General features: G+C 45.7%; 25 protein-coding genes, 1 pseudogene and 1 other annotated feature. Of the genes and pseudogenes, 18 read left to right on the top strand and 8 right to left on the bottom strand.

Annotated features, from left to right (window positions below; translation table 11 throughout):
- Positions 1-259 precede the first annotated feature (259 nt).
- Complete coding sequence (locus BS614_RS21610) at positions 260-892, bottom strand: hypothetical protein (protein WP_074095520.1); 633 nt, start codon at positions 890-892, stop codon at positions 260-262.
- Between the two features lie 204 nt (positions 893-1,096).
- Between BS614_RS21610 and BS614_RS21605 the strand changes: the two genes are divergently transcribed.
- Positions 1,097-1,798 carry a pseudouridine synthase gene (locus BS614_RS21605; protein ID WP_074095519.1) on the top strand — a complete coding sequence of 234 codons (702 nt, stop codon included), beginning with the start codon at positions 1,097-1,099 and terminating at the stop codon, positions 1,796-1,798.
- 71 nt (positions 1,799-1,869) lie between these two features.
- Here the strand turns inward: BS614_RS21605 and BS614_RS21600 are convergent, their stop codons facing one another.
- The 3 genes from BS614_RS21600 to BS614_RS21590 form a co-directional block, all read right to left on the bottom strand.
- Positions 1,870-2,808 (bottom strand): DMT family transporter, encoded by a 939-nt coding sequence (locus BS614_RS21600; RefSeq protein WP_074095518.1) that lies wholly within the window; start codon positions 2,806-2,808, stop codon positions 1,870-1,872.
- On the bottom strand, positions 2,805-3,656 hold the full coding sequence (locus BS614_RS21595) for an AraC family ligand binding domain-containing protein (protein ID WP_074095517.1): 852 nt from the start codon (positions 3,654-3,656) through the stop codon (positions 2,805-2,807). The genes BS614_RS21600 and BS614_RS21595 overlap by 4 nt, the downstream gene beginning before the upstream one ends.
- Before the next feature lie 219 nt (positions 3,657-3,875).
- Positions 3,876-5,006: an NADH:flavin oxidoreductase gene (locus tag BS614_RS21590; protein WP_157116162.1), complete on the bottom strand. Its 1,131-nt coding sequence runs from the start codon at positions 5,004-5,006 to the stop codon at positions 3,876-3,878.
- Positions 5,007-5,214: 208 nt separating this feature from the next.
- On the opposite strand from BS614_RS21590, the gene BS614_RS21585 reads away from it, so the two are divergent.
- From BS614_RS21585 to tyrS, 8 genes and pseudogenes are all read left to right on the top strand, one after another.
- Positions 5,215-5,796 (top strand): TetR/AcrR family transcriptional regulator, encoded by a 582-nt coding sequence (locus tag BS614_RS21585; RefSeq protein WP_074095515.1) that lies wholly within the window; start codon positions 5,215-5,217, stop codon positions 5,794-5,796.
- A gap of 55 nt (positions 5,797-5,851) precedes the next feature.
- Positions 5,852-6,151: a Dabb family protein gene (locus BS614_RS21580; protein WP_074095514.1), complete on the top strand. Its 300-nt coding sequence runs from the start codon at positions 5,852-5,854 to the stop codon at positions 6,149-6,151.
- 46 nt (positions 6,152-6,197) lie between these two features.
- A pseudogene (locus BS614_RS32625) lies at positions 6,198-6,976 on the top strand (NRDE family protein).
- A gap of 312 nt (positions 6,977-7,288) precedes the next feature.
- Positions 7,289-8,605 (top strand): nucleobase:cation symporter-2 family protein, encoded by a 1,317-nt coding sequence (locus BS614_RS21570; RefSeq protein WP_074095513.1) that lies wholly within the window; start codon positions 7,289-7,291, stop codon positions 8,603-8,605.
- A 315-nt stretch (positions 8,606-8,920) separates the two neighbouring features.
- On the top strand, positions 8,921-10,390 hold the full coding sequence (locus BS614_RS21565; RefSeq protein ID WP_074095512.1) for a protein adenylyltransferase SelO: 1,470 nt from the start codon (positions 8,921-8,923) through the stop codon (positions 10,388-10,390).
- 159 nt (positions 10,391-10,549) lie between these two features.
- Entirely contained in the window at positions 10,550-11,002 is a 453-nt protein-coding gene (locus BS614_RS21560; RefSeq protein ID WP_074095511.1) for an Imm63 family immunity protein, read from the top strand.
- 10 nt (positions 11,003-11,012) lie between these two features.
- On the top strand, positions 11,013-11,462 hold the full coding sequence (locus tag BS614_RS21555; protein ID WP_074095510.1) for a DMP19 family protein: 450 nt from the start codon (positions 11,013-11,015) through the stop codon (positions 11,460-11,462).
- 98 nt (positions 11,463-11,560) lie between these two features.
- Positions 11,561-11,788, top strand: a binding site (T-box leader).
- Positions 11,789-11,904: 116 nt separating this feature from the next.
- Positions 11,905-13,167, top strand: coding sequence for a tyrosine--tRNA ligase (gene tyrS, locus BS614_RS21550; protein WP_036613950.1), 1,263 nt, complete (start codon positions 11,905-11,907; stop codon positions 13,165-13,167).
- A gap of 153 nt (positions 13,168-13,320) precedes the next feature.
- On the opposite strand, the gene BS614_RS21545 is transcribed toward tyrS, so the two are convergent.
- The 4 genes from BS614_RS21545 to BS614_RS21530 form a co-directional block, all read right to left on the bottom strand.
- On the bottom strand, positions 13,321-13,599 hold the full coding sequence (locus BS614_RS21545) for a YxcD family protein (protein ID WP_017687903.1): 279 nt from the start codon (positions 13,597-13,599) through the stop codon (positions 13,321-13,323).
- Positions 13,600-13,604: 5 nt separating this feature from the next.
- Positions 13,605-14,102 carry a hypothetical protein gene (locus BS614_RS21540; RefSeq protein ID WP_036613538.1) on the bottom strand — a complete coding sequence of 166 codons (498 nt, stop codon included), beginning with the start codon at positions 14,100-14,102 and terminating at the stop codon, positions 13,605-13,607.
- 98 nt (positions 14,103-14,200) lie between these two features.
- A complete protein-coding gene (locus tag BS614_RS21535) occupies positions 14,201-14,767 on the bottom strand; it encodes a PadR family transcriptional regulator (RefSeq protein ID WP_036613540.1) in 567 nt (188 codons plus the stop codon).
- Between the two features lie 173 nt (positions 14,768-14,940).
- Positions 14,941-15,516, bottom strand: a complete 576-nt coding sequence (locus tag BS614_RS21530) for a beta-class carbonic anhydrase (RefSeq protein WP_036613541.1) — start codon at positions 15,514-15,516, stop codon at positions 14,941-14,943.
- Positions 15,517-15,866: 350 nt separating this feature from the next.
- Here BS614_RS21530 and BS614_RS21525 point away from each other — a divergent pair, with 350 nt between their 5' ends.
- The 9 genes from BS614_RS21525 (at position 15,867) to mutS (ending at position 26,639) form a co-directional block, all read left to right on the top strand.
- Positions 15,867-17,381: a carboxypeptidase M32 gene (locus BS614_RS21525; protein ID WP_074095509.1), complete on the top strand. Its 1,515-nt coding sequence runs from the start codon at positions 15,867-15,869 to the stop codon at positions 17,379-17,381.
- A gap of 172 nt (positions 17,382-17,553) precedes the next feature.
- A complete protein-coding gene (locus tag BS614_RS21520; RefSeq protein ID WP_074095508.1) occupies positions 17,554-18,558 on the top strand; it encodes an ABC transporter substrate-binding protein in 1,005 nt (334 codons plus the stop codon).
- Positions 18,559-18,587: 29 nt separating this feature from the next.
- The gene (locus BS614_RS21515; protein ID WP_074095507.1) at positions 18,588-19,382 is read left to right on the top strand and encodes an ABC transporter ATP-binding protein; all 795 of its coding nucleotides are present in this window, start codon (positions 18,588-18,590) and stop codon (positions 19,380-19,382) included.
- A 38-nt stretch (positions 19,383-19,420) separates the two neighbouring features.
- Positions 19,421-20,212, top strand: a complete 792-nt coding sequence (locus BS614_RS21510) for an ABC transporter permease (RefSeq protein ID WP_370511416.1) — start codon at positions 19,421-19,423, stop codon at positions 20,210-20,212.
- Between the two features lie 67 nt (positions 20,213-20,279).
- Complete coding sequence (locus BS614_RS31860) at positions 20,280-20,429, top strand: hypothetical protein (protein ID WP_167544411.1); 150 nt, start codon at positions 20,280-20,282, stop codon at positions 20,427-20,429.
- A gap of 132 nt (positions 20,430-20,561) precedes the next feature.
- Positions 20,562-21,539, top strand: a complete 978-nt coding sequence (locus BS614_RS21505) for an aromatic acid exporter family protein (RefSeq protein ID WP_036613548.1) — start codon at positions 20,562-20,564, stop codon at positions 21,537-21,539.
- Positions 21,540-21,614: 75 nt separating this feature from the next.
- Positions 21,615-22,175: an outer spore coat protein CotE gene (locus BS614_RS21500; protein ID WP_017687912.1), complete on the top strand. Its 561-nt coding sequence runs from the start codon at positions 21,615-21,617 to the stop codon at positions 22,173-22,175.
- A gap of 201 nt (positions 22,176-22,376) precedes the next feature.
- Positions 22,377-23,627 carry a putative amidoligase domain-containing protein gene (locus tag BS614_RS21495; protein ID WP_244898175.1) on the top strand — a complete coding sequence of 417 codons (1,251 nt, stop codon included), beginning with the start codon at positions 22,377-22,379 and terminating at the stop codon, positions 23,625-23,627.
- A gap of 207 nt (positions 23,628-23,834) precedes the next feature.
- Positions 23,835-26,639 carry a DNA mismatch repair protein MutS gene (gene mutS / locus BS614_RS21490; protein WP_157116160.1) on the top strand — a complete coding sequence of 935 codons (2,805 nt, stop codon included), beginning with the start codon at positions 23,835-23,837 and terminating at the stop codon, positions 26,637-26,639.

Here is a 26,639-nt window from a genome sequence, read left to right as displayed (position 1 = left end):
TGCTTTTTGTTGTAAAATAATGTTAAATTTTGATGGAAAGAAATATTTCTCGTGCTAAGTTTTTTCTAAAACGATTTCGTGTCGAAAGGGTAGATATGGGATATGATTCAATCCATATGACTTTTTAACAGTGTTTGGTATCTGTATTGATCGAAGATAGTAACACGTACATATATAAAAAACGTTCCCTGTCTGAGTAGACGGGAAACGTTCTAATTAATTTTTCTATATGATGATACCTGACTTCCACGTATCGCTATTAAGCAGTCTGTACAAAGAAAATTCCATCGAATGGTGCGTGAGCAGACGCGGGACCACTTCGCAAAAATAAATAACCATTTGCATCGGGAAGACCCAATATATCCCGATAAGGCTCAGGAAAATCTCCGGAATATATTTGACACACCAGTTGATGTTCCTCTAGCAAATGATCAATTCCTTTCACACCGTTTGGTACAGTGGGAGAGAAAAATGAAAATGCAGGGAACTCATGATCGTCTAACTCCATTTCAATCAAATGTACGCCGCTTAACGGAATGGGTGGAACGGGACATACGGAAGTGAGTGGATGCGAAGATACCGAGACATAAGTGCATCCGGCAAGAATATTCTCGTTCCATTCCAGCTCATCTCCCGTATAGGTTACCTGATCCAGAAAGTATTCGGAAGCGGAGTAGGTCGAGAAGACCGAGATATATTTATCTTGTGGTAAAGAAGGGATATGGACCTGCTGTGAAAGTGTATTGCAATTGATGGAGAACAGATGTAATAAAGGCTGCCCCTCAGGGTTGAGTGGCCAGTCGGAAACGTATGCAGTTTCTCCACCAATCCACATGCCAGAGTCTTGGTTTGGATCATCGGGGTCAACTGTAAATCGAGTAACTTTGTACATGAGAAACTCCTTCCAGAGTGTATTTTGGCATTCCTATGTAACGTTGTATGTGTTTTTATATAACAATTTATTGCTTCGTTTCAGTATAAATGAGATGATGTGGAATGAAAATCAGTACAAGGTACTAACTCATTGCACGAAGCGAATGAACGTACCAGCACTCTAAGCACCAGTGGCAATACTATAGATGAGAAGCGGTGACACATGTTAATTAACAAATACATAAGTGAAACGGGATTCTGCTCCCGCAGGGAAACGAACCGATTAATTGCAGCCGGACGCATAACGATCAATGGCAGGGTATGTGAAAAAGGGGCCGAAGTTGAACCTCACGATGTGGTACTCATTGATGGGAAGGAGATTCCTCGTAATGACAGCGAACCTGTCTACATTGCTTTGAACAAACCCATCGGTATTGTCTGCACAGCAGCAGAACATGTGAAGGGGAACATCATTCAATATATGAATTATCCTTCTCGCATATTTGCGATAGGCAGGCTGGATAAGGCATCTGAGGGGTTAATTTTGCTTACGAATGACGGAGGTATTGTGAACAAGATGATGCGTTCGGAGCATAATCATGATAAAGAATATATAGTGACTGTAGACAAACCCATAACTGACGAATTCGTAAAGTCCATGTCTGATGGCGTTGAAATTCTGGACGTGGTGACCAAGCCCTGCGAAGTGTATAGTCAAAGTGACAATGTATTTCGTATTATTCTGACACAGGGTCTCAACCTGCAGATCCGCAGAATGTGCAAAGCCTTGGGGTACCGAGTCCTCAAGCTGGAGCGTGTACGAATTATGAATATTACGCTGGATCAACTGGAGCGGGGGCAATGGCGTCATCTGGAGCAAGAGGAACTGGAGATTCTGCTGTCTCAATTGAATGAGATAAAATGAATGACTTCTGCTGCATGTCAACGGTGGTCAACCATGATGTCCAGTTATATCAGTAAAAAATGAAGCAAACACTAACCCCTATGTGGATTAGTGTTTTTGTTGTTAAGCTTGTGTCCTTTTTGTTCTGAAATGTAAGAGCCAAATAGGGTTAAGAACGCACCGAGTACAATCACCCAGGTTATCTGCTCTTGAAGAATCAGTGCAGATGACACAACAGTAATGACAGGCACCAGATAGATATATACGCTCGTTTGGATAGCTCCGAGAAGATTCACGGCCCGGTTCCAGGTCACGAAACACAACGCGGAGGCACCCAGACCGAGGTAGAGAATATTGGAGAGATTGGTCATGTTTGTGAAGCGTCCGAGTTCCAAGTGGAATTCAAACAGGAATAGAGCTGGCAGCATGAAGATCAGGCCATAGAAGAATACCTTGCGAGTCGCGCCAATGGTGTGATAACGAAGCTGGCCAATTTTCCGCATTAACACAGAATAAATTGCCCATACCGCAGGTGCTATGAAAGCAAGCAGATCACCTATCGGATTCAGTTGCAGAATGAAACTACCATTTAGTGCGATGAGTAGGATGCCGCTCAAGGCAATCCCGAATCCGATAATGAAGCGGCGAGTTAACTTCTCACCATCTAAGAAGAAGTGTGCGAGTACGGCAGTGAAGAACGGGGCAATGGAGACAATAACACCCACGTTGGAAGCTGTTGTGTACACCAGAGCAATATTTTCAATAAGAAAATATAACGTCACCCCACATAGTCCTGCTCCGATAAATAACCATTCTTCTCTGAATGAGACGATCCGCAGTGTACGTGGATAGATCAATAACAGTACCAAATACCCGATCAGGAAACGGAAAAATAGAATCTCCACTGGAGTAAAGTCAATCAGCAGAACTTTGGTCGAGACAAAGGTAGTTCCCCAGATCAGTATAGTAAACAAAGCGAGTAAATGTCCGGTAGAGGCTCTAGTGTTTTGATGATCAAGATGACTTGTCATACGATGTTAGTGGTGGTTCGTTTCAACTCTGAATCATGATTGAAGATACGTCTATATTGCTTGGGTGTCAGGCCGATCAGTTTTTTGAAAAAATTCGTGAAATGGCTCTGGTCACTGAATCCTGTCTGTGCGGCTACTTCAATCGGAAGCAGACCTTGTTCCAGCAGACGTTTGGCTTGATTAATGCGAATCGTTTCCAGGTAACGGTAAGGTGATATCCCTTTCTGGCGCGTGAATAAACGCAGCAGGTGGTACTTGCTCATCTCTGTCAAATCGGCTAACTCGTTCAGTGAGATGCTCTCCATGTAATGAGCTTCTATGTAATCACATATGCGTCTGATCTCTGTGGTCACATCCTGTGTGGAAACAGGTGGTTCAGCATCCGAATAATCTCGCAGCAATTGATCCAGTAGTAAGAGTAACAATTCTTCTTTGCAGAAATCCGATTGCTCTTCCAGAATCATCTGATGCAGCTCGTGCAGGGAACCCACAAGTTCACTTTGGTAGAGAACGGGGGATGTAAACCGTGGCAAGTAAGCTTGTCCGGTAATCTCTCTCGCATAATCTAGCATAACCTCAGGTTGGACATTGATACAGCGATAATCGAGGGTTCTGCCATCGACCTGTTCGCAGGCATGAGGATCATGTGGATTAAAAACAATCATGTCACCACTATTCAGAATGTATTCTTCGTTGTTGCAGACGAGGTGTCGTTTGCCTTCCTCAATGAATCCAATGACATAATAGTCATGAAAATGATTGGGAAACTTCTGCATAATGCCTTCAAATTGATAAGCTTCTAGCTGTAGATCGGTATCAAATACGACAGTCCGGACTTCCCGAGTCATGATGCACCTTCTTTCTGGTAAGTTAAGATCATTATAGGTTGCAAAGAAGGAATTTTCTTGAATGATATTGCTCAAAGTGTTTGGTCGGACAGATATCTCTAAAAACAAAATACCCGCAATCCCGGAGGGAAAGCGAGCCCTTTGCTAAGTATAGTTGATTCATGAGTTCAAACCTATATATAGTGGAGAAAAAATCTCTGGAACAATAAGGTATTGTTCTTAGTGTAACGTAGCGAGTACTTCAGGTGTAAAAGGGTGAATTTCAGATACGCGGCCTTCCTGTATTTTAACTGCCCATGCCGGGTCACCAAGAAGCGCACGTCCCACAGCCACCAGATCAAATTCCTGTTGATCGAAACGCTTCATAAGCTCGCTCATACCTGGATGTGTTGCTTTATCTGCTCCTGCTTCAGGCTCATCTGGCATACCCACAGAACCGACGGTAATGGTGGTTTGACCACTTAGCTTTCGCACCCAACCTGCAAATCCAAGCTCAGATCCTTCAAACTCGGGCTCCCAGAAGCGTCGTGTCGAGCAGTGGAAGATATCTACACCTGCGTCAACCAGCAAATGAAGGAATTGTTCAAGTTGTTCGGGGGTGTCGAACAGTCTGGCTTGATAATCATTCATCTTCCATTGGGAAATCCGCATCGCGATAGGGAAATCAGGACCTACCGCAGCACGAACTGCCATTACAACTTCAACCGCGAATTGAGTTCGTTTCTGTAGGTCACCGCCATAGCGGTCTGTTCTCCTATTCGTTGTTTTCCAGAAAAATTGATCGATCAGAAAACCGTGTGCACCGTGAAGCTCAATTCCGTCAAAACCAATGCTTTGTGCATTGGCTGCTGCATCGGCATAAGCTTGAATCACAGTTGCGATCTCTGCCTCCGTCATTGACTCACCTACTTGAGTACCTTCCATATCAACTCCCGATGGACTAAGTGATTCAGCCTCGGGGTGAGGCTGAGATTCGGAAGGGCGAACGATTCCCATGTGTAAAATCTGCGGAAAAATCTTGCCGCCGGCTTCATGGACTTGTTTGACCACTTCAGCCCAGCCTTGAAGAGCTGCTTCTCCATACATATGAGGGATTCTAGGCTCACTTGATGCAGCTGGATGCTCAATGGTCGCACCTTCGGTAATAATGAGTCCAACACCATGCTCAGCACGCCGACGATAATATGCGGCTACATCGGGGCACGGGACACCATCCGGGGAGAAGGCACGAGCCATGGGGGACATGATGATGCGCGAGGACAGGGTTAATTTTTTAACAGTGTATGGTTGAAACAGAAACTCCGTAGAAATAACATTATGTTGTTGATTAATCAAACTAAGCACCTCCATTATTATGCACCTTCAAGCGGGTACGAGTGCAATCTTAACAAGGTGTATAGGCATGCTCAACCAACAATCGGAGCATTTTGTTGCTTAAGCGAAAGACACGGATTATTGTATGGTGTCTTTGTACTTACTTTCACTTGTTGAACAAATAACACTTATCTATAATGAAGGAGTCTAACCAAATATTTTGTATACAAAGGAGGATTGGTACATGTCTGGTGTATTGTCTCCAAACTCGAATGATCCGCGTGTGATTCGCACACGTCAATTAATTCTTGATGCGTTTTTAAACCAATTGAATCTTAAAAATTTCAACAGCATTACGATTCAAAACATTACGGAACAAGCCACAATTAACAGGGCTACATTCTACGCCCATTTTCAGGATAAATATGCACTGCTTGAAGCCTTGTTATCGGATGCATTTATGGAATATGTAACGAAAAGGGTAGACCCGGATGCCCGGTTATCAGCCGAAACCATACAGCAGCTTATATTTTCATTATGTGACTATCACGTCTCAAGTAATGGATGCATCAAAAAATATGAGACGGTTGCACCAATTATTGAAGAGAACATCAAGACTCAACTGGAGCAATTCCTTCTTGAATTAATGAGCAAAGTAGCGGGGGATGTAGATCCCAAAACGCTGAAAATTACGGCAACCATGCTAAGCTGGTCGATCTATGGATTGACCTATCGATGGAATATTGAAGGCGAGCAGGAATCCCCTGCTGAATTAGCCAACAGAGTGGTCCCCTATATGATGGGCGGATTGGAATTGTTGAATTAACTTCATTTAACGAAATTACATTTACTATTCGAATGGACATAGGAGGAATAACAAGATGTTTGAACATTTGGTTGTTTTTAAATTTAACGATAAAATCACATTAGCCAAGCAACAGGACTGGGTGGCTCAATTGCTCGCGTTGAAAGAACAAATCCCGGGAATTGTCGCGTTGACCGCAGGGATCAATGCATCGGAAGAAACGGACCGTATTCAAGGTTATACGATTGGGTTGAGAGTGACGTTTGAAGATCAGGAGGCATTGCGAGCTTATGGCCCACATCCTGCTCATCAGGCATTTGTGGCTTCCCTCGATGGTTGGGTGGAAGATGTCATTGTAGTTGACTATGCTATTTAAAGTCGTGAAATCAGAGGTTTAACCAATATAGGAGTTGAAGATTCCCATGTGTTTAATTTTATTTGCTTACAACATGCATCCAAAGTATTCGCTTATTCTGGGATCAAATAGGGATGAATTCTATCACAGACCTACGGCTCAAGCACACTATTGGGAAGATCATCCTCATATATTGGCTGGCCGGGATTTGTTGAACATGGGAACCTGGATGGGCGTAACCACAGAGGGGCGTCTGGCTGCTATCACGAATTATCGTGATCCGAATGAAGATGTACATGCCAAAGGCTCAAGAGGAGATCTGGTTGCTGATTTTTTGAAGGGAACGTCCACACCCAAGCAATATATGCAACATGCGGAGCAAAGCCGAAATGATTATCCTGGCTACAATTTGTAGTGGGTGATCCTGACGACCTCTATTATTATTCTAATGTAGGTAATGTTGTGATGAAGTTGGAACCGGGAATATACGGGATTAGTAATCACTTGATTAATACGGATTGGCCCAAGGTGAAACGTGGGAAAGAAGGGCTGGAGAAAATCATCCAAGGGGAGGACGAAGCTACCCTGACAGAACAAATATTAGGTTTGCTGCAAATGGCAGACCCTTCAGTAGATGAGCTTCTCCCCCATACAGGTGTTCCATTGGAATGGGAACGTTTGCTTTCTCCCATCTTCGTAAAAAGTGAAAAATTCGACTATGGAACCAGAGCTTCATCCGTTGTTCTGATGAACAGAGAAGAAGTGTTTTTTACGGAGAGGGTTCACCAGAACAGAGAGGTAATGGAGCAACGTTTTAACATTAAACCTCTTAACTCGACAAGCTGAGAATAGGAAAATTTGATGTTCTGACATTATTCATTTACATGAATCACTGAAGTTGAATCCAAAGTTCATGTTTCATTGCTTCTGAGTGTAAAGAGTACTTTCGTTATTCTGTGTTAACTAATATAACACGACATAAGCGGTTTGAGAGTACCTTTTGTATAACACGCCCAATTTTAGTTGGGCTCTTTATCTCTTATCACAATTCTATGTTATGAATCATGGAACTTCCCTGAATAGTTTATATAATGTGAATCAACATAACATGATTTTGCAGCGGTTCTGTTGATTCTAATTTCAGGGGGGCAACGTGGGATGAAAGAAACCAAAAAGATGAGAGTTTTTTCACTGGGGATTCAGCACGTACTCGCGATGTATGCGGGAGCAATTCTGGTGCCTTTGCTTGTGGGCAGAGCACTAAATCTGACTGCAGAGCAGTTGGCGTATCTGGTATCCATTGACCTGTTAACGTGTGGGATTGCAACATGGCTTCAGGCTCGGAAAGGCAAGTACTTGGGTATTGGTCTGCCAGCGGTGCTTGGAAGCTCTTTTGTAGCGGTCACACCGATGATTGCGATTGGATCGCAATACGGAATTCCTGCCATATATGGGTCGATCATCGCAGCGGGGTTATTTATCGTCATCTTTGCCGTATTTTTTAGCAAAATCGTCAAATTGTTTCCGCCAGTTGTGATCGGTACAGTGGTAACCATTATCGGTCTTGCGTTAATTCCAACCGGCATTAAAAACATGGCGGGTGGAGCAAACAGCGAGAATTTCGGAAGTTTGGACAATTTGGCGCTTTCATTTGGTGTATTACTGTTCATTCTAATCCTGAATCGATATGCTCGCGGGTTTGTAAAATCCCTGGCTGTTCTCCTTGGTATTATCGTGGGAACTCTCATCGCAGCCATCATGGGAAAAGTGAATTTTGCCTCTGTACAGGAAGCCTCCTGGTTCCATTTACCTCAACCCTTTTACTTTGGATGGCCTACCTTCGAAATCGGCCCCATTATTACAATGATTATTGTAGGTACGGTGGTTATCATCGAATCAACAGGTGTATTTATGGCTTTGAGCAAAATCTGTGATCAACCGATCAACGAAAAAGATCTGGCACGGGGATATCGCGCAGAAGGTCTCGCGTTTGTTCTGGGCGGCATCTTTAATGCTTTTCCATACAATACATTTGCACAGAATGTTGGTTTGGTTCAGCTCTCCAAAGTGAAAACGACCAATGTTGTTGTTGCAGCCGGAGGTATTCTGGTCTTTCTGGGACTCATTCCGAAAGTAGCTGCTTTTGCAACCATTATTCCAAGTGCTGTCCTCGGAGGAGCGACTGTTGTCCTGTTTGGAATGGTTGTCTCATCCGGGATCAAAATGCTGCAAAACGTCGACTTTGGCAAACAATCCAATCTATTGATCGTGGCTTGCTCCGTTTCACTTGGGCTCGGTGTTACTGCTGTACCCGATCTGTTTGCCCAGCTTCCTCAAAGTATTCGGATTATTGTTAGCGATGGTATTATCACAGGAAGCCTGTCAGCGATCCTGCTTAATGTCTTCTTTAACCTCGCTTTGAAAAAAGGGAGCTTGCCAGTACAGCCTGTACAGGCTCAAGAAGCACACACGTAATCCTTGTAATAACAGACGTGTCATCTGGTAGTAAGTAAGCGGAATAGATCCAAGACGGTTTTCTGGGAAGTGGAGTGAAAGGGAATGACCCCACTTGTCAAAGAAACCTCTTGGATTTTTTTGTGCTTACGATTCATGAGGAATGCAAAAGACATGCAAATATGCTAAAGTTTCATCAAGAACATTTTAGATGTTCGTTTAAGTCAACAACCTCTTGAATTGAATTTCCATGCGACTACATAAATGAGCATTGGTTCACAAGGCTACAATATAACCAAGGGATATCCCTGGTGCAGAAAAGGAGTTGTGATCACCATGCAACAAGAAACGTTGAACAAAGGGTGGAACTTGGAGAATAGTTATGCGCAGTTACCGCAACCCTTTTTCACAAGTCAGGGCGCAGTGCCTGTTGAATCACCAAAGTTGATCATTTTCAATAGATTGCTTGCATCCAGCTTGGGACTGGATGTGGAGTCTCTTGACAGTGATGAAGGAGCGCAAATTTTTGCAGGTAATATGATTCCGGAAGGAGCCGAGCCTTTAGCTCAGGCCTATGCAGGACATCAATTCGGCAATTTTAACATGCTTGGAGATGGACGGGCTCTTCTGCTGGGTGAACAGATTACGCCACAGGGCGAGCGAGTGGATATCCAGCTGAAAGGTTCAGGGAGAACACCGTACTCTCGTGGAGGAGATGGACGTGCTGCTGTAGGGCCCATGTTGCGAGAATATATTATTAGCGAAGCGATGTATGCACTGGGTATCCCAACGACACGCAGTCTGGCTGTGGTGTCTACAGGAGAAAACATTATCCGCGAAACAGAGCGGCCTGGTGCCGTATTGACCCGGGTGGCTTCCAGTCATATCCGGGTAGCAACCTTTCAGTACGCAGCAAGATGGGGGTCTATTGAAGATCTTCGGGCGTTGGCTGATTACACGTTGAATCGACATTTCCCTGAGGTTGCCCAAGCCGAAAATCGCTATCTTGTGTTCCTTCAGGAAATGATTAAACGGCAGGCGGCTCTCATAGCCCAATGGCAGCGTGTTGGTTTCATTCATGGCGTGATGAACACGGATAACATGGCGATCAGTGGTGAGACCATCGATTATGGTCCGTGTGCCTTTATGGATGCTTACAATCCTTCGACCGTATTCAGCTCCATTGACAGGCAAGGTCGCTATGCTTATGGTAATCAACCGTATATTGCCGGGTGGAATTTGGCTCGTTTTGCCGAGACGCTTCTGCCGTTGTTGCATGAAGATGAAGAACAGGCCGTGCAACTCGCTCAGGATGCTATCGCACAATTTTCTGAATTGTACCATCATCATTGGCTCCAGGGAATGCGTGCCAAACTGGGCTTGTTGGATGAAGAGGCCGAAGATGAAGCGTTGATCAAGGAGCTTCTTGAACTAATGGAGAAACATAGTGCAGATTACACCAATACGTTCCTGGCATTGACCTTTGATACATTGGAAGGGACAGCTTTGTTTGGCACGACAGAATTTGCTGAATGGCATGAGCGGTGGCGAGCAAGATTGGACAGACAGCAAGAGGAGAAGGAAGTCTCTCGACAGTTGATGAGAACGAACAATCCAGCCGTCATTCCCCGAAATCATCGGGTCGAGGAAGCCCTTGAGCAAGCGGAGAATCACGGAGACCTTAGCGTGATGGAGAAGCTTTTGGCAGTTCTTTCAGATCCGTTTGCACACTCACCTGAACAGGCTGAATATGCCGAACTACCTGCACAATGTAATACTTCGTATCAGACTTTTTGTGGGACCTGATTGAACAGTAGGAATAAATATGAAGAGGCTGCCTTGGGCAGCTTTTTCATTTTTTTATTCTGTCATGAACGTTAGAATTCAACGTTTTTATTAAATTTGGAGATTATCATGCAATAATCAGAGAAGTAGAGTTTTACTTTTGCAGAGGCAGGTGCATTCATGTCCAACATGTTAAGCAAACAACAATTGGCAGACATCCTTTTACAGCTTTTAGAGCGTACATCTTTTCCCAGGGAACAGATGCAGAACTATGTTAACCGCTTGTTTGAGACCTTTAAATGGGATGGGGTGCCTTATGTAGAGACTGGAGAAGATACGTATATCGTACGAATATACGAACGTGGTCACGTCTCATTGGAGAAACAGGTGAAACAGCCGGATGAAGTCATCTATTGGTTGCTGGAAGATATTATTTTCACCGCGACGCATGTAGGGTTGTTGGAAAGACATGGCGTGGATAATAAAGAGACGCATTTGAACTATACAAATGAAGTGATGAAGGACCTGAACAGGGGTGTCCTGGAAGCCTTCCAGCAGATCGGTAATCCTTATTTACATTGGCATCAGACGGGTAAACGTCAGGAGTTAGAGAGCATGCATAAAGAAAAGTGAGGTGTGTAACGTGAGTGAGCAAGATATTAATGACGTATGGTATGACTATGCTGTGTTATTTGTCGAAAAAAAGAATGAATCTGAACAGGGCTGGGCTTCGTTGACTTCGAACGAGCAGGACATTGTTGCTTTATGGTTGTTAGAGGCGGATATCTTTAATGGCGGTTTTATACAGTTTTTCTGTAACTGGGGGGAAGAGGTGTACCGTTACGCGTTGCGGGCATCACATATCATTGGTGCGACTCAAGTCGTGGAGATTATAACGTCAGCATACGGCTGCATTGAGCATCTGAAAGAGGATGAAAGGCTTACTGAACTGTGGGATATTCCTAAATTACTGACAAAGGAACAAGAGCAACAGTTAGATGCGCTGGATCAGAAGTTTTGGAACAATGAGGATCAGATCGCGGAGAAAGCCTATGGTTATTATCACGGAAAATTGAACATGATGATCATATAATCTGGTTTCAACTATGCATCCGTTGTTCTGTTCGAAGATTAATACTTGGTCTTGCAATGACTGAAACGTTCGGCTATACTTGCTATAAATTGAATACATGAATCACGTTGATAGAGCGCAGTAGCGGCTTTGTCCCTGTTACAGAAAGTCAGGGGTTGATGGAACCTGATACATACAAGGGCTGCGAATTACACTCTGGAGTACTTGGGTAATGCCAAGCGGATGGGCAAACGATATATTGCCAAAAGTGGTATGGATAACGTGTTAAGGTCACGTGTTGTCCATGCAATTTGGGTGGTACCACGGTTATGATAATCGTCCCTGTGTCTAATGAAGACAAGGAGGCGATTTTTTTGTGTCCAAAAAAGCCGTTCCAGCGTGTAATTTCGTAATTTAACGTAGATCATGACTGAATCTTGAGGATAGAAAAGGGGTTATACACATGAATATTATTGATGAACTACAGTGGCGTGACGCCATTAACCAGCAGACGGATGCAGAGGGACTGCGTGAGTTGACTGAAACCAAATCAATCTCACTGTACTGCGGCGTTGACCCTACGGGGGATAGCATGCATATCGGACATCTCATTCCATTCATGATGCTGAAACGTTTTCAACTGGCAGGACACCGTCCAGTCATTCTGATTGGTGGAGCTACAGGAACGATTGGTGACCCAAGTGGTCGGCAGGCAGAACGTTCTTTGCAAACGATGGAGCAAGTGCAGGAGAATGTGGATGCACTGACAGCGCAGATGAAGAAATTGTTCGTAACAGACGGTGATAATCAGGTTCGCATGGTGAACAACTACGATTGGACACACAAAATCAATGTCATTGAATTCTTGCGTGACTACGGCAAAAACTTTAACCTCAACACAATGTTGGCTAAGGATGTCGTTGCGAGCAGACTGGAAGGCGGAATCTCATTCACCGAGTTTTCCTACCAGATCCTTCAATCACTCGACTACCTGCACCTGTTCCAGAACGAAGATGTACAGCTTCAAATCGGCGGTTCGGATCAATGGGGGAATATCACGAGTGGTCTTGATCTGATTCGTAAAAAAGAAGGATCAGAAGCGAAGGCGTACGGTCTGACCATTCCGCTCATGCTCAAATCCGACGGAACCAAATTCGGTAAAACAGCTGGCGGCGCAATCTGGCTTGACCCGAACAAAACGACACCATTTGAGTTCTACCAGTTCTGGGCGAATACAGATGACCGTGATGTGATCAAATACTTGAAATACTTTACCTTCCTGAGCAAAGAAGAAATTGAAGCTTTGGCTGAAAAGGTAGAGACAGAGCCGCACAGACGTGAAGCACAGAAAGCACTCGCGGAAGAAATGACAAAATTCGTTCACGGCGAAGAAATGCTAGAACAGGCTAAACGTATTACAGCGGCGCTGTTCAGTGGTGATATCCGTTCCCTGACAGCAGATGAAATCGAGCAGGGTTTCAAGGAAATGCCAACATTCGAAACGGACGGCGAAGCGAAAAATATCGTCGACTGGCTCGTAGATCTGGGGTTGGAGCCATCCAAACGCCAGGCCCGTGAGGATGTCACTAAAGGCGCTATCTCCATGAACGGTGAGAAAATCACGGAGCTTGAATTCACAGTGTCGGCAGAGCATGCCATTGGCGGTAAATTCATCATTATCCGTAAAGGTAAGAAGAACTACAGCCTGGTTAAACTACAATCGTAGTTTCCAAGAATTAGAACGTAACACAGAGACGTATAGAGACTATAATAGACACACAAATAAAGCTACAAATACAGAAACAAAAGACCGCCTTCCATCTCTGTCAGGACAGAGGGGAGGCGGTCTTTCGTATATCAGGCCAGTGAGTGACCTATCTTATTGATTAACGATCGCTGTGATTTCTTCATCCAGATCAAGTCGTACATTCTCACGGTACGCCCGGATGTTGTATTCACTGTGCAGGTAACGAAGAATCGCTTCAATCATATTGGACTCCACCAGATATTGACTACGGCCTTGAATCCAAACTTCAGCGGAATAACCTGTATCTTCTTCCCAACTCAGTTCTACATTCACATCGGTTGGACGTACACCCTTACGTTCTGCCATATGAATACAGATTGCATTCACAATTTCATCCATGCTCAGAACCATAGAGATTAGTACCGTCCGTTTCTGTTACGGTCATCATCACGATCATTGCGACGGTCATAACGACCATCCGCTGCAGGTTTGCGACGATTGGAGATGGCTCTGAAGAGTGCCATAGCCAGCATAACAATCAACATAATTGCTGCAACGTTCACGAGCAATCCAAGGATGTTACCCAGAGCGCCCATGCCACCGAACAATCCGCCAAACATCATACCAGCAAGACCACCAAGCATCATGCCTTTCATGAATCCGCCGCCACCGCCGAAGAATCCGCCACGGTTCGTTGTAGCTGCTCCATTGCTGGAATTGTTATTCGTATTCGATTTGCTTACATTGCTGTCGGATTTCTTAGGTGTATTGCTATAACTTTTCGTACCGGATTTGAATCCGCCACCACGTCTTGCATCTGCAGAATCCGGATTCGTTACTCCCACTGTTGCGAACAATAATGTAAAGGCCATAAATACCATCATTAGATGTTTAACTCCGAATTTTTTCTTCATTGTAAAGATCGTAACCCCCCGATTAATTTGTTTGAATCGCCCAAAAATGGGCCTTACTCATGTAATACGGTCAACTTGCAGGAACGTTTCAAATTTTATTAAATTTCTGAAACGCTTGGACTCGGGTCTTGAATTGCAGCTTGGCCATCAAGCAATTGGGTAACCCAATGACACCATTCCAGGCCTGTTTGTGCGTGCATTAACCCTTTTTGTACCAGGATGTAGCTTCCAAAATCTCGGTTGCCTACACGAAGATTATCCTGAGGTATACGTGACTTCAGATCCTCGAAATAACGTATGCGTTCCATAAACCAGCTTTTACGCTCGTTAAGAATGCGTCTCATGCTTCCGTCTTCCGCTATGCCAACACACAAAATACGCAAATTAAATTCATCGCGTGTAACCGGTGCGGTAACAGGAGTAATCATCCATTCCAAGAGCTTTTCAATGCCTTTTTCCGTAACTGCGTACATTTTCTTGTCCGGTTTGTCAGACTGTTGTACCCAGCGGGAGGCCAATAACTCATCGTTTTCCATCTTGGACAGGAGTGGATAGATCTGGCTGTGTTTCGCCTGCCAATGTGGCTGGATTTTCAGCATCAGATCATAGCCCGATGACTCCTCGCGGGTAAGCAGCCCGAGTAATCCGTAGGAAAGTATGTTCATGCACATGTCTCCTTAATATTAGGGCTAGGTCAGAGAGAACAATCGTTTTTACTTTCTTTGACCGCTTTCATAAAAAGTGTACACTGAAACTGTATGGTTTGACAACCTGACAGAACAACTGCCTTAATTTAGACAAAAAAAGTGCGAACCATAAGGTCCGCACTCCAAACCATTTAGAGAGATGCCTGTTGTCCATACCCCTCAGCGACAAGATCAAGTTCACCTGTAGCAGAATCGATAACCATGCCGTGGACGGGTACATTGGGAGGAAGTAAAGGATGCTTCTTGATCACTTCCACAGTATGTTTTACCCCTTCTTCGACGCTGTCAAACCCGCGCAACCATTTTTGCAAACGGATGCCAGAGTTCTCCAGAGTAGTCATGACTTCTTCCGATACGCCACGCTCAACCATATGTCCAATCATGGTCTCAGCGTGAAGGGAAGCCATACCACATTCCGTATGCCCCACTACCAGGACTTCATCTGCACCCAGTTCATAGATGGCGACAAGTACACTACGCATTACGCTTCCGAAAGGCTGAGAGATAATTGCGCCTGCGTTTTTGATGATTTTCACATCACCGTTTTTCAGGTTCATGGCCTTGGGCAGCAATTCCACCAGACGTGTATCCATACAAGTGATGATAACCATCTTTTTGGTTGGAAACTTGCCAGCCGTATACTTTTCGTATTCTTTAGTCTCGACAAATGATTTGTTGTAAGTCAAAATCTCTTGAATGTTGTTCATGTCCATTGCCTCCTGTTATCCAATACGACGAGCACGGCCACTTGCATATGATGCAGCTTGTCCTACACGCCTTTGCTTTAAATAGTATTTCACGGTCAGCAGATGGAATTACTCCAACCCTTTAGAGGTTGTTCAAAAAGTCCACTTTTGATTACAAATCATGCCTGAGGGCATCATCAGCATCGAAGTTGAACGCCATTTCTATCTTCGCGGTAATGAAAACCAGACTTTTTGAACACGTATCTTTAGGAGAACAATGCAATTTTCATCTGTTAAAAGTTGATTATACGCAATGCAAAAAGTATCATCAATAGGGTATAACATTTTTTTTGAAGAGGTGAACGATAACAATGGATAAACAAACACAGGAACATTTGGAATCCTTCCGTAATCTGGCTCGTAAAATTAAGAGCTATCATGAAGCCATTGGTTTGCTTCACTGGGATCTGCGCACAGGTGCGCCGAAAAAAGGCGTTCCGACTCGTTCGGAGACGCTGGGTATGTTGTCCACCGAAGCATTCAAGCTGCAAACCTCGGCTGACATGAAGACTTACCTGGATGCATTAACGACTCCAGCAGTATTGGAACAGCTCGAAGATATAGATCGTCGTCTGGTTGAAGATTGCAAGAAAGAATATGATCGCAGTCAATCCGTACCACCTGAGAAAGTACAAGCTTATACCGTGCTAACAGCCAAGTCGGAAACGGCATGGGAAGATGCCAAGCATAACAGTGATTTTGCAGGATTCTCACCTTATCTCACAGATATCGTTAAGCTCAAACAGGAGTTTATTGATTATTGGGGTGTGAAGGATACACGTTATGATACGCTGCTTGATATGTATGAACCGGATCTGACGGTTGAGAAAGTGGACGCTGTGTTCGCCCGCCTCAAAGCACGTTTGGTGCCTTTGCAAGAGAAGATTAATGCTTCAGAAAACAAGCCAAATACAGAGTTCCTGAATCAGTTGTTTGACACCAAACAGCAGGAAAAATTCAGTCTGTTCATCCTGGAACAAATGGGCTATGACTTTGAAGCTGGACGATTGGACGAGAGTGTTCATCCTTTTGCAACGGGTCTTAACCCGGGTGATGTGCGGATCACAACACATTATCTGCAAGATGATGTAGCAAGCGCAGTCTTCAGTTCACTGCATGAGGGCGGACATGCCCTGTACGAGCAAAATATTGATGACAGTCTGGCGGGTACCCTTCTTGCCGAAGGAACGTCCATGGGGATTCATGAGTCCCAGTCCCGTCTTTGGGAAAACATGATTGGTCGCAGCCTGCCATTCTGGACACGCTATTACAAAGATTTGCAACAGCATTTCCCGCAACTGAGCGAGGTTGAACTGGAAGATTTTTATCGTGCAATCAACTGGGTAGAGAGTTCACTCATTCGGATTGAAGCGGATGAACTGACCTATAACCTGCATATTATTATCCGATATGAGATCGAGAAAATGTTATTCAACGATGGTCTGGAAGTGAAAGACCTGCCAGAGACCTGGAATGCAAAATACAAGGAATACCTAGGTATTATGCCAACGAATGATGGAGACGGTGTTCTTCAGGATGTTCACTGGTCTGGTGGTGACTTTGGTTACTTTGCTTCGTATTCTCTGGGTAATATGTATGCAGCTCAAATTCTACATACATTGCGCAAGGAAATGCCGGAGTTTGATACCCTCATTGCCGAAGGAAATCTGATTCCAATTAAGGAATGGCTTACAGACAAGATCTACCGGTATGGTAGAAGTCGCACACCTTCCGAATTAATTGTTGCCATAACGGGTGAAGAATTGAACCCGGATTATCTGGCTGATTATCTGGAAGCCAAATATGCCGAGATTTACAAGCTGTAGGTATCCCCGTAAATAACATACTGAATAACATACTGAATAACATTTCGAAGAGCTGAAGAGTCGGGCAACATTGCCCGGCTCTTTTTTGCATTTAAGTTCTTAACCTTTTGTTGGGCATCGGCATATCCATAATAGAGAGAAACTGCTGAAACCAGTGAAGGAGGGAAACAACATGAAATACACGCCATGGTTCGTCCGGGGCATCGTTATTCTGCTGATTATCATTGTGGCGCTCACCAGCTGTAATAAGGAAGAGAATGAAGCCAAGATTACGATTGGCGAAGTGACTCGTTCGGTATTTTACGCACCGGAGTATGTGGCTGTGGCTCAAGGTTTTTTTGAAGAGCAGGGACTTGAGGTGGATATTCAAACGACTGCTGGTGGTGACAAAACGATGGCGGCATTACTCGCAGGTTCGGTGGATATCGCACTGGTAGGGGCGGAGACGTCCATATATGTCTATCAGCAGGGAGCGGAAGATCCGGTTATTAACTTTGCCCAGCTCACCCAGACGGATGGAACATTTCTGTTCGCTCGTAACACAGAAGGTAGCTTCGATTGGGAGCAACTGAGGGATTCCACATTTCTCGGTCAACGCAAAGGCGGCATGCCGCAAATGGCAGGGGAGTTCGCACTGAACAAACATGGCATTGATCCGCAAAGTGATCTGGAGCTGATTCAAAATGTGGACTTTGCCAACATTGCGTCTGCTTTCGCTTCAGGCACGGGAGATTATGTTCAACTGTTTGAACCCCAGGCATCCATCTTTGAACAAGAAGGTCGGGGTAAGGTTGTTGCATCGTTTGGCACAGAAGGTGGTCTTCTGCCTTACACCGTCTTCATGACGAAACAGAGTTATCTTAACGACAATAAGGATATCGTACAGAAGTTTACGAATGGTCTACACAAAGCGCAGGCATGGGTGGATTCCCATACGGCTGAAGAGATTGCTGAAGTCATTTCTCCTTTTTTTAAAGACATTGATCCAGCCATTCTAGTCAGCAGTGTTAATCGTTATAAGGAACAGGGCAGCTATGCAACGGACCCAATCATCGATGCAGAAGAGTGGAACAATCTGCTTGATGTCATGAGTGCCGCCGGAGAGTTGAAAGAACGTGTGGATTTGAATGCCATTGTGGATAATGCCTATGCGGAAGAGGTTACGAAATCAAAGTAATGGGGTATTCAGGAAAGGAAGTGAGCAGAATGCCTGAATCCGAAAGTGTGATCCGACTGGAGGGGATCTCTCAAGTATACGTCAGCGAGAGGGAAGCTTCCTTGGTGATTGAGGACTTGAGTCTGGAGATCCAAAAAGGAGAGTTCGTCAGTCTGGTTGGACCGAGTGGATGCGGTAAAACGACATTGTTGTCGATCATCGCCGGGCTGCTCACACCCACCCGAGGAGAGGTTAAGGTTAAAGGCAAACTCGTTGGCGGCCCCTCAGCACAGATTGGTTATATGCTGCAACAGGACTATCTGTTTCCGTGGCGGACCATTCTGGATAATGCATTAATCGGTCTTGAACTGACAGGCAGACATGATGAACGGAGCCGTGAGCGTGTACGGGAACTGCTGGTAAGTATGGGGTTGGCCGGAACGGAGAATCAGTACCCTTCAGAGCTTTCAGGAGGAATGAGACAGCGAGTAGCCCTGGTGCGCACGCTGGCAACCGATCCGGGGATTTTATTGTTGGATGAACCATTCTCAGCACTTGATTATCAAACCAAGCTGCAATTGGAGGATCTGGTCTCGGACACGTTAAAACAGTTTGGCAAAACATCCGTTCTCGTCACCCATGATTTGTCTGAAGCCATTGCGGTCAGTGACCGCGTCATTGTACTGGATCGCAATCCGGGCCGCATCCGTCGTGAATTTATCATTCCCGATGGAATTCGTAAATCTCAGCCGTTTCATGCCAGAGAGCAAGAAGGATTTAATGCGTTGTTTCAGGCATTGTGGAGTGAACTGGATCAGTCCGGGGGAGGTGAGGAAGACGCGTGAATCCAATGAATCCGAAGCAGGAAAAGCGTGACGAATGGATGGGGCAGCTGCATCGGAATCATATTCAGCAGGTGGCAAGATGGCGACACCAAGTGCTTGCCGTACAGTTATCTATGCTAGTATGTATGTTTTTGCTATGGGAAGTGGCAGGCAGACTCCGTTGGATTGATGTACTGTTATTCAGTTATCCGAGTAAGGTTTTTGCCCAGATTGGCAAGGACATCGCTAGTGGCGAGTTGTGGGCACATGTTGGGGTAACCGTAGGGGAAACGGCAGTTGGTTTTTTACTGGGGACACTGGTGGGAACCTTGCTTGCGGTTTTAATTTGGTGGTCTCCTTTTTTGTCAAAAGTGTTGGACCCCTATATGGTTGTGTTCAACAGTATGCCAAAGGTAGCACTTGGCCCAATCTTTATTGTGATGTTCGGCGCGGGTTTTACAGCGATTGTCATGACCACATTGTCCATCACGGTCATTATCACGACATTAGTGGTGTATAACAGCTTCAATGAAGTGGATCCCAATTATATTAAAGTCATTCGTACGTTTGGTGGAGACCGTTCCGAGATTTTTACAAAAGTTGTATTACCTGCTTCTTTTCCGGCGATTGTATCCACCTTGAAAGTGAACGTTGGCATGGCTTGGGTGGGTGTAATTGTGGGTGAGTTTTTGGTCGCCAAACAAGGGCTCGGTTATCTCATTATCTACGGATTCCAGGTATTCAACTTCACACTTGTATTATCGAGTCTGTTAATTATTGCTGCAGTTGCAACAGCCATGTACCAACTTGTTGTCTATGCAGAACGCAAAATGCTGGCTGGCCGCAGGTGATTTGGAAGTGTTTTACTCGTAATGTGACCGGGTATGATATGTATACAATTTCACAAGGGGTGTCACGTTGCCCGATACCGTAAAATCAAGTACCATATTTAGTATGATTATTCCGCGCAGATCCGGAATGAATGCGATGATTGGAGAAGAGGGCCTTGAGGTTCTGTCGCAACGATCTAACTTGCCAGCGTCCCTCATTCGGGGCGTGTTGCTGTGACCGGCATGCATGCGCATGTCGGTTGATGTCGTCTAGTTTACATTTGGATGAGACATACTAGTCATGATAAATGAATGAGGCGACGAGCTGGCTAAGAATTTTTTTTGCAGCTTAGAGGAGATGGAATGTTAAATGGGTTTTAGGGTAATTAAAACTGCAATCGCCGCATTAATGGCTGTATTGATTGCAGACTGGTGTCGCTTGCCGGGACCAACATCAGCGGGATTGCTTGCCATTCTTGGTGTGGATGTAACGAGAAAACGAAGTATTCGCACCATATCGGCGCGGTTCTTTGCTTCCGTAGTTGGACTTTTGTTTGCAAGTGTACTTTTTCACTTTCTAGGCTTCCATTATTGGGTGCTGGCGGTATACATATTGATCGCATTCCCGGCTATTGTCCGGGTAGGATTCAAAGAAGGTATTGTTACAGGTTCTGTTGTGGTGTTTCGGGTGTTCGGCGGCGGGGAGATGGACGTGCATGTCGTCCTCGTGCAAATTGCTTTGCTGTTAATTGGTCTTGGTTCCGCAATGGCGGTTAACCTGGCCTATATGCCGGCAGCAGATCCACAGATGCTACGCATTCGCAAACGAATCGATGAACTCTTCTCGAAGATTTTCAAGGAATTTGCGGCCACGCTGCGTAATCCCAATGAAGCATGGGCGGGGAGAGAGCTGATTGAAGCAGATAAAGCGATCCTTGGCGGTATTGATGCTGCCAAGCGGTCTCTGGAGAATCAGGTGATTCATCCGAATGAGGAATGGAGTGTCTACTTCTATATGCGCAAAACGCAGCTGGACTCCATCCAGCACATGATGCATCTGGTGTCCCAGATCTATCAGAAGATGCCACATGCGGAAATGGTATCGGAGCTGTTCGATCAGCTTAGTCAGGATGTACTTACTGAATCCTACACCGGACGAACTGAAAAACTTCTTGCAGATGTGCAAGAAGAATTCAAACGTATGGAGCTGCCGGATACAAGGGAAGAATTCGAGATTCGTTCCGCAATTCTCCAGCTGTGCCGTGAACTCGCGCTGTATCTGAAAGTCGCGAAGAAGGACAAAGCACCGTCCCCAATCTCGGACCGGTCCCAATCTACAAACGAATAATAGAAAATAGTTGTCACCCTAGACGAATGCCCTGCATACACTTGTAGTGAATGATTGTATGGAGGAGGTTTAAAGATGTCATTGAGTCATAAACATCAATGTAGAGAGATTATCACGAAGGCGATCTGCGGCAAAGGTCGTAAGTTCTCTACCGTAACACATACCGTGACTCCGCCAAATGGTCCGACAAGTATTTTGGGGGCTTGGATTATCAACCACCAATATGAAGCCGTATCAGCGGGTGACGGAATTGAAGTTATTGGTACTTACGATATCAACATTTGGTATTCCTACGACAAGAATTCTCAGACGGATGTAGCCAAAGAAACGGTCTCGTATGTAGAACATGTACCTTTGTCCTATCTGGACCCGAAACACCGGACTTCCACAGTGGAGGTATCTGCGGATGCAACGCAGGAACCTAGCTGTGTGGAAGCCACAGTATCAGCAGGTGGAAGCAGTGTAATTATCCGGGTAGAACGGGAATTCGCTGTGGAACTTGTTGCCGAAACCAAAGTTTGTGTGAAGGTCTGCACAGATGGTTGCGGTGACTACGAAGACAAGGACTATGACTTTGGCAGTGCCGATGGAGATTATGACGATCTCGATCCCGATCTGCTCGACGATGAGCTGTGAGTTTGACGCCTGTATTTGATAACCTAAGGTATCATATGCGCCAGAAGGCGCGGTGAAGAGGGCGTAAGCCCTCTTTCTTCTTAAATATTAAAAAATGGGTGGTAACGAGCCTCGCAATGTGCCTGGAATACCTTTCACGGGAAGGCTCCGCATTGCGGGGTTATTTTTATTTTAGTTGCATGATCCGGGAGGGGGCACGTAATGAATGTGATGGAACAAGCGGAGGAAGCGCTGCGCCGATATGAAAGGATGACTTCTGGAGAACGTGCAGAACGGTTGAAACAGGCAGGCATTGAAGTATTGTCACTGCACGATCGGCGCAAACGTGAACCAGGCTTGCGTGTACGCTATGACGTAGAGATAAGTTGTCTGCAGGCGATTCGGATCAAACGCAAGGATACTAGTGGCATGGGAAGGGCACAGGAAACTCCGTTGGAGCGTGAAGCGAGTTCAACCTTATTCAAGCGCATAGAACGACTTGCGATCAAAACGCTGTATACGCTAGGACTGGATCATGGAGCTGTTCGAATGGAATCCTCAGGGAACGGCGGTTGTGCAGTGATTTCGATTGATCCATGTCCCTGGAAAGGGGTGACCAACCTTGCTACTACCTATAGGGAAAGCTGGAAGCAGCATCAGGAACTGCTGGATGAGGAAGTAAGTCACAGACCCATTCCAATACTCGGCATGGACCCGGAGTTTCTTCTGGTGCAGATGCCGGAATCCAAAATCGTACCCGCCTCCAGATTTCTTGAACGTACAGGAATGGCAGGCTGTGATTCCGTGACGATTGGTGGACGGCGCATATATCCGGTTGCCGAACTGCGGCCGGCTCCCAGCTCCGAACCACGAGAACTGCTGGCTCATCTGATGAGGGCATTCGCAGCCGCTTCCCGCAGCATTAGTGATCACTCACTCATCTGGCAGGCAGGCGGGATGCCACAGCGTGGGTTACCTCTAGGCGGTCATATTCATTTTAGCGGGGTGAATCTTACCGGGGAACTGCTTCGTGCACTGGACAATTATCTGGCATTGCCACTGGCATTTCTGCAAGACCCACGAGGATCGGGAAGACGACCCCGTTATGGAGCACTTGGTGATTTTCGCCTGAAATCCTATGGTGGATTTGAGTATCGTACGTTACCCAGCTTTCTTGTATCGCCCCTTGTTGCGAAAGGTGTTGTGGCCTTGGCAGGTCTGATCGCGAGCGGGTATACTCAATTACGGCAGCGTCCGTTAGCGAAAGCTGAGGTTCATGCCGCTTTTTATGAGGGAAAGCGCGAAGTGATTAAGGAACACATCCCAGCACTCGTAGATGATCTGAAGAGGTTGGATGGATATGCACGTTATGAACGATATGCGTCTCCTTTAATCCTTCAATTAAAACTGGGAAGAACTTGGGATGAGAGCCGCGATATTCGCAAACTCTGGAATATTCGGGCAGGTTCATGAAGTACGGACGTTTTTTTGATATAATAAGAAACAAGTCTTTTATGAGTAATAAGCTACTACGGAAGATATGGAGCAGCAACCTTTGAAGGAAGTGGCGATTAGCCAACACATAAGGCGGAGGCGCAAACACAGTGCCTGACCGTCTTATTGTCCTTCCAGGACGCGTTTCTTCCTGACATTATAGGAACGGGATGGAGGATATTCATCATGGCTCAGTATACGCCAATGATTCAACAATATTTGCAAGTGAAGGCCGAAGCACAAGATGCTTTTCTATTTTTTAGACTGGGTGACTTCTATGAACTGTTCTTCGAGGATGCGATTAATGCTTCCCGTGAACTTGAGATCACGCTGACCGCACGCAACGGAGGCACGGATGATAAAATTCCGATGTGTGGTGTACCTTATCATTCGGCTGACAATTACATACAGCGTCTGATTGAAAAAGGCTATAAAGTTGCGATATGCGAACAGATGGAAGATGCAAGTGTAACCAAAGGCATGGTACGACGTGAAATTGTACGTGTGGTTACACCCGGAACGGTGATGGAAGGCAAAACGTTGGGGGACAAATCCAACAACTACATGGTGTGCCTTACAGGTAATCAAAATACGCTGGCGCTGGCGGCCTGTGATCTGTCAACGGGTGAGTTGTATGTGACATCGGTGCCCTATTCCAAGGAATGGCTCAAGGATGAAATCGGCATCTACGAACCATCGGAGCTGGTGGGGGATGCAGCGCTGCTTGAAACGGTAGAAGCCGAGGCGTCTCCAATCGGTCGCCCTGTGGTCTACACGTCGTGGACAAAGAATAAGGAAGATCTGGTCCGTCAGCAGTTTGGCGAGGCTGTCTGGGCAAGATTAGAGCCTGAACGTCAAGCGTGCATTGCACGTCTTTTCTCTTATCTGAGTGAGACACAGAAACGTTCTCTGGGGCAGTTAACTCAAATCTCAACGTATGAGCCCGATCATTACATGATCTTGGACCCGTTTACCCGCCGGAACCTGGAATTGGTGGAAACTGTGCGTGAACGCTCCAAAAAAGGTTCATTACTTTGGTTACTTGATCGAACCGAGACGTCCATGGGTGCAAGAATGCTGCGTCGCTGGGTCGATAAGCCATTGTTGCAAAAAGGGAAGATTAATGAGCGTCTTGAAGCAGTGGATACGCTGTACAACCAGTTTATATTGCGTGAGGACCTGCGGACAGAACTCAAAGACATCTATGATCTGGAGCGTTTGGTAGGCCGGATTGCGTTTGGTAATGCCAATGGTCGTGACCTGAATGCGCTCAAATCATCGCTGGAGAAAATCCCAGGACTTCGTCAACATTGCGCAGGATCATCTTCCGCAACATTGCAGCATATTGCCGAAACGATGGATGATTGCAATGATCTGCGTGAAGCTATCGGGCAAGCCATTGTGGACGAGCCGCCGGTATCGGTAAGGGACGGAGGTCTGATTCGTGAAGGGTATCATGAACGTCTGGATGAATTGCGTGAGGCTTCGGTTAACGGGAAGCAGTGGATTGCGGAGCTGGAAGCGCGAGAGCGTGAGGCGACAGGCATTCGATCGCTGAAGATTGGATATAACAAAGTGTTTGGTTATTATATCGAGATCACCAAGTCCAATCTGTCCTCGCTGCCAGAGGGACGTTATGAACGTAAACAGACACTTGCCAATGCAGAACGTTACATTACGCCGGAGTTGAAGGAAAAAGAGACGCTGATTCTCGAAGCTCAGGACAAAATGGTTGATATTGAGTATGGGCTGTTCGCAGAGCTGCGCGAGCGGCTGAACAAAGAGATTGCAAGATTGCAGAAGCTGGCTGAACAGGTAGCGGAAATTGATGTGTATCAATCTTTTGCGGTGATCAGTGCTGAGCGAAACTTTGTACGTCCTACGTTGACCGACGGTTATGATCTGGTTGTGGAAGAAGGACGCCATCCGGTCGTTGAGGCGGTCATGCGAGATGGCGCATTTATTGCCAATTACACGGCAATGACCAAGGAAGAGGCACGTATTCTGCTGATTACCGGTCCGAATATGGCTGGTAAGAGTACGTATATGCGACAGGTTGCTTTAATCTCCATTTTGGCGCAAGTGGGTTGTTTTGTACCTGCCGGTCAGGCAGAGGTGCCGATCATGGATCGCATTTTCACACGGATCGGTGCCGCGGATGATCTCATTGGCGGACAAAGCACATTCATGGTGGAGATGGCCGACATTCAGGTCATGACGGACAAAGCCACACCACGTAGTCTGATTATTATAGATGAATTGGGACGGGGAACGTCGACCAGTGAAGGTATGGCGATTGCTCAGTCTGTTATTGAATATGTACATGATATTATTGGCTGTAAAGCTCTTGTATCAACTCATTTCCATGAACTTGCTCATCTGGAGGAGAGTCTGGATAAGCTGGCCAACTACTCCATGGCGGTACAAGAGAGCGGTGACAAAGTTAATTTCCTGCGCAAATTGATTGCCGGGGCAGCCAGCAGCAGTTATGGTATCTATTGTGCACGCCTTGCAGGTCTGCCTGATAGCATTATTGAGCGGGCGAATGGACTATTGCATGGGTTCGAACATGCGGCCGCGCAAGTAGCTGTGGGCAGTGAATATATCGGAAACGAGAAGCAGGAAGAAGGCTTGAAATTAAAAGGTGGAGAATTCCAGCACACGGATTCAGCACCGTTGATTCGGGAGCATGAGAATGTGGAAAGTACAGATCACACAGTTTCTATTGAAGATTCGGTTGGGAAGCAACATGCCAAGAAATCAAACAGCAGCAAAGTACAGTCTAGCGCAAGCCAATCGGATGTGGTTCAACTGTCCATCTTTGGGGATGATGAGCCAAGTATGGCAACGAAACCGGATGTAGTTGCGGTGGATAAACCAGCGCGAGAATTCATCCGTACGATGAAAGATATCGATGTCATGAATATGACGCCTCTTCAGGCGATGCAGATATTGAATGATCTCAAATTGAAGGCACAGCAATTATCCTGA

Origin of the sequence: Paenibacillus xylanexedens (assembly GCF_001908275.1) — a bacterium.
Taxonomy (GTDB): domain Bacteria; phylum Bacillota; class Bacilli; order Paenibacillales; family Paenibacillaceae; genus Paenibacillus; species Paenibacillus xylanexedens_A.
This window is presented reverse-complemented; position numbering and strand designations above follow the sequence as displayed.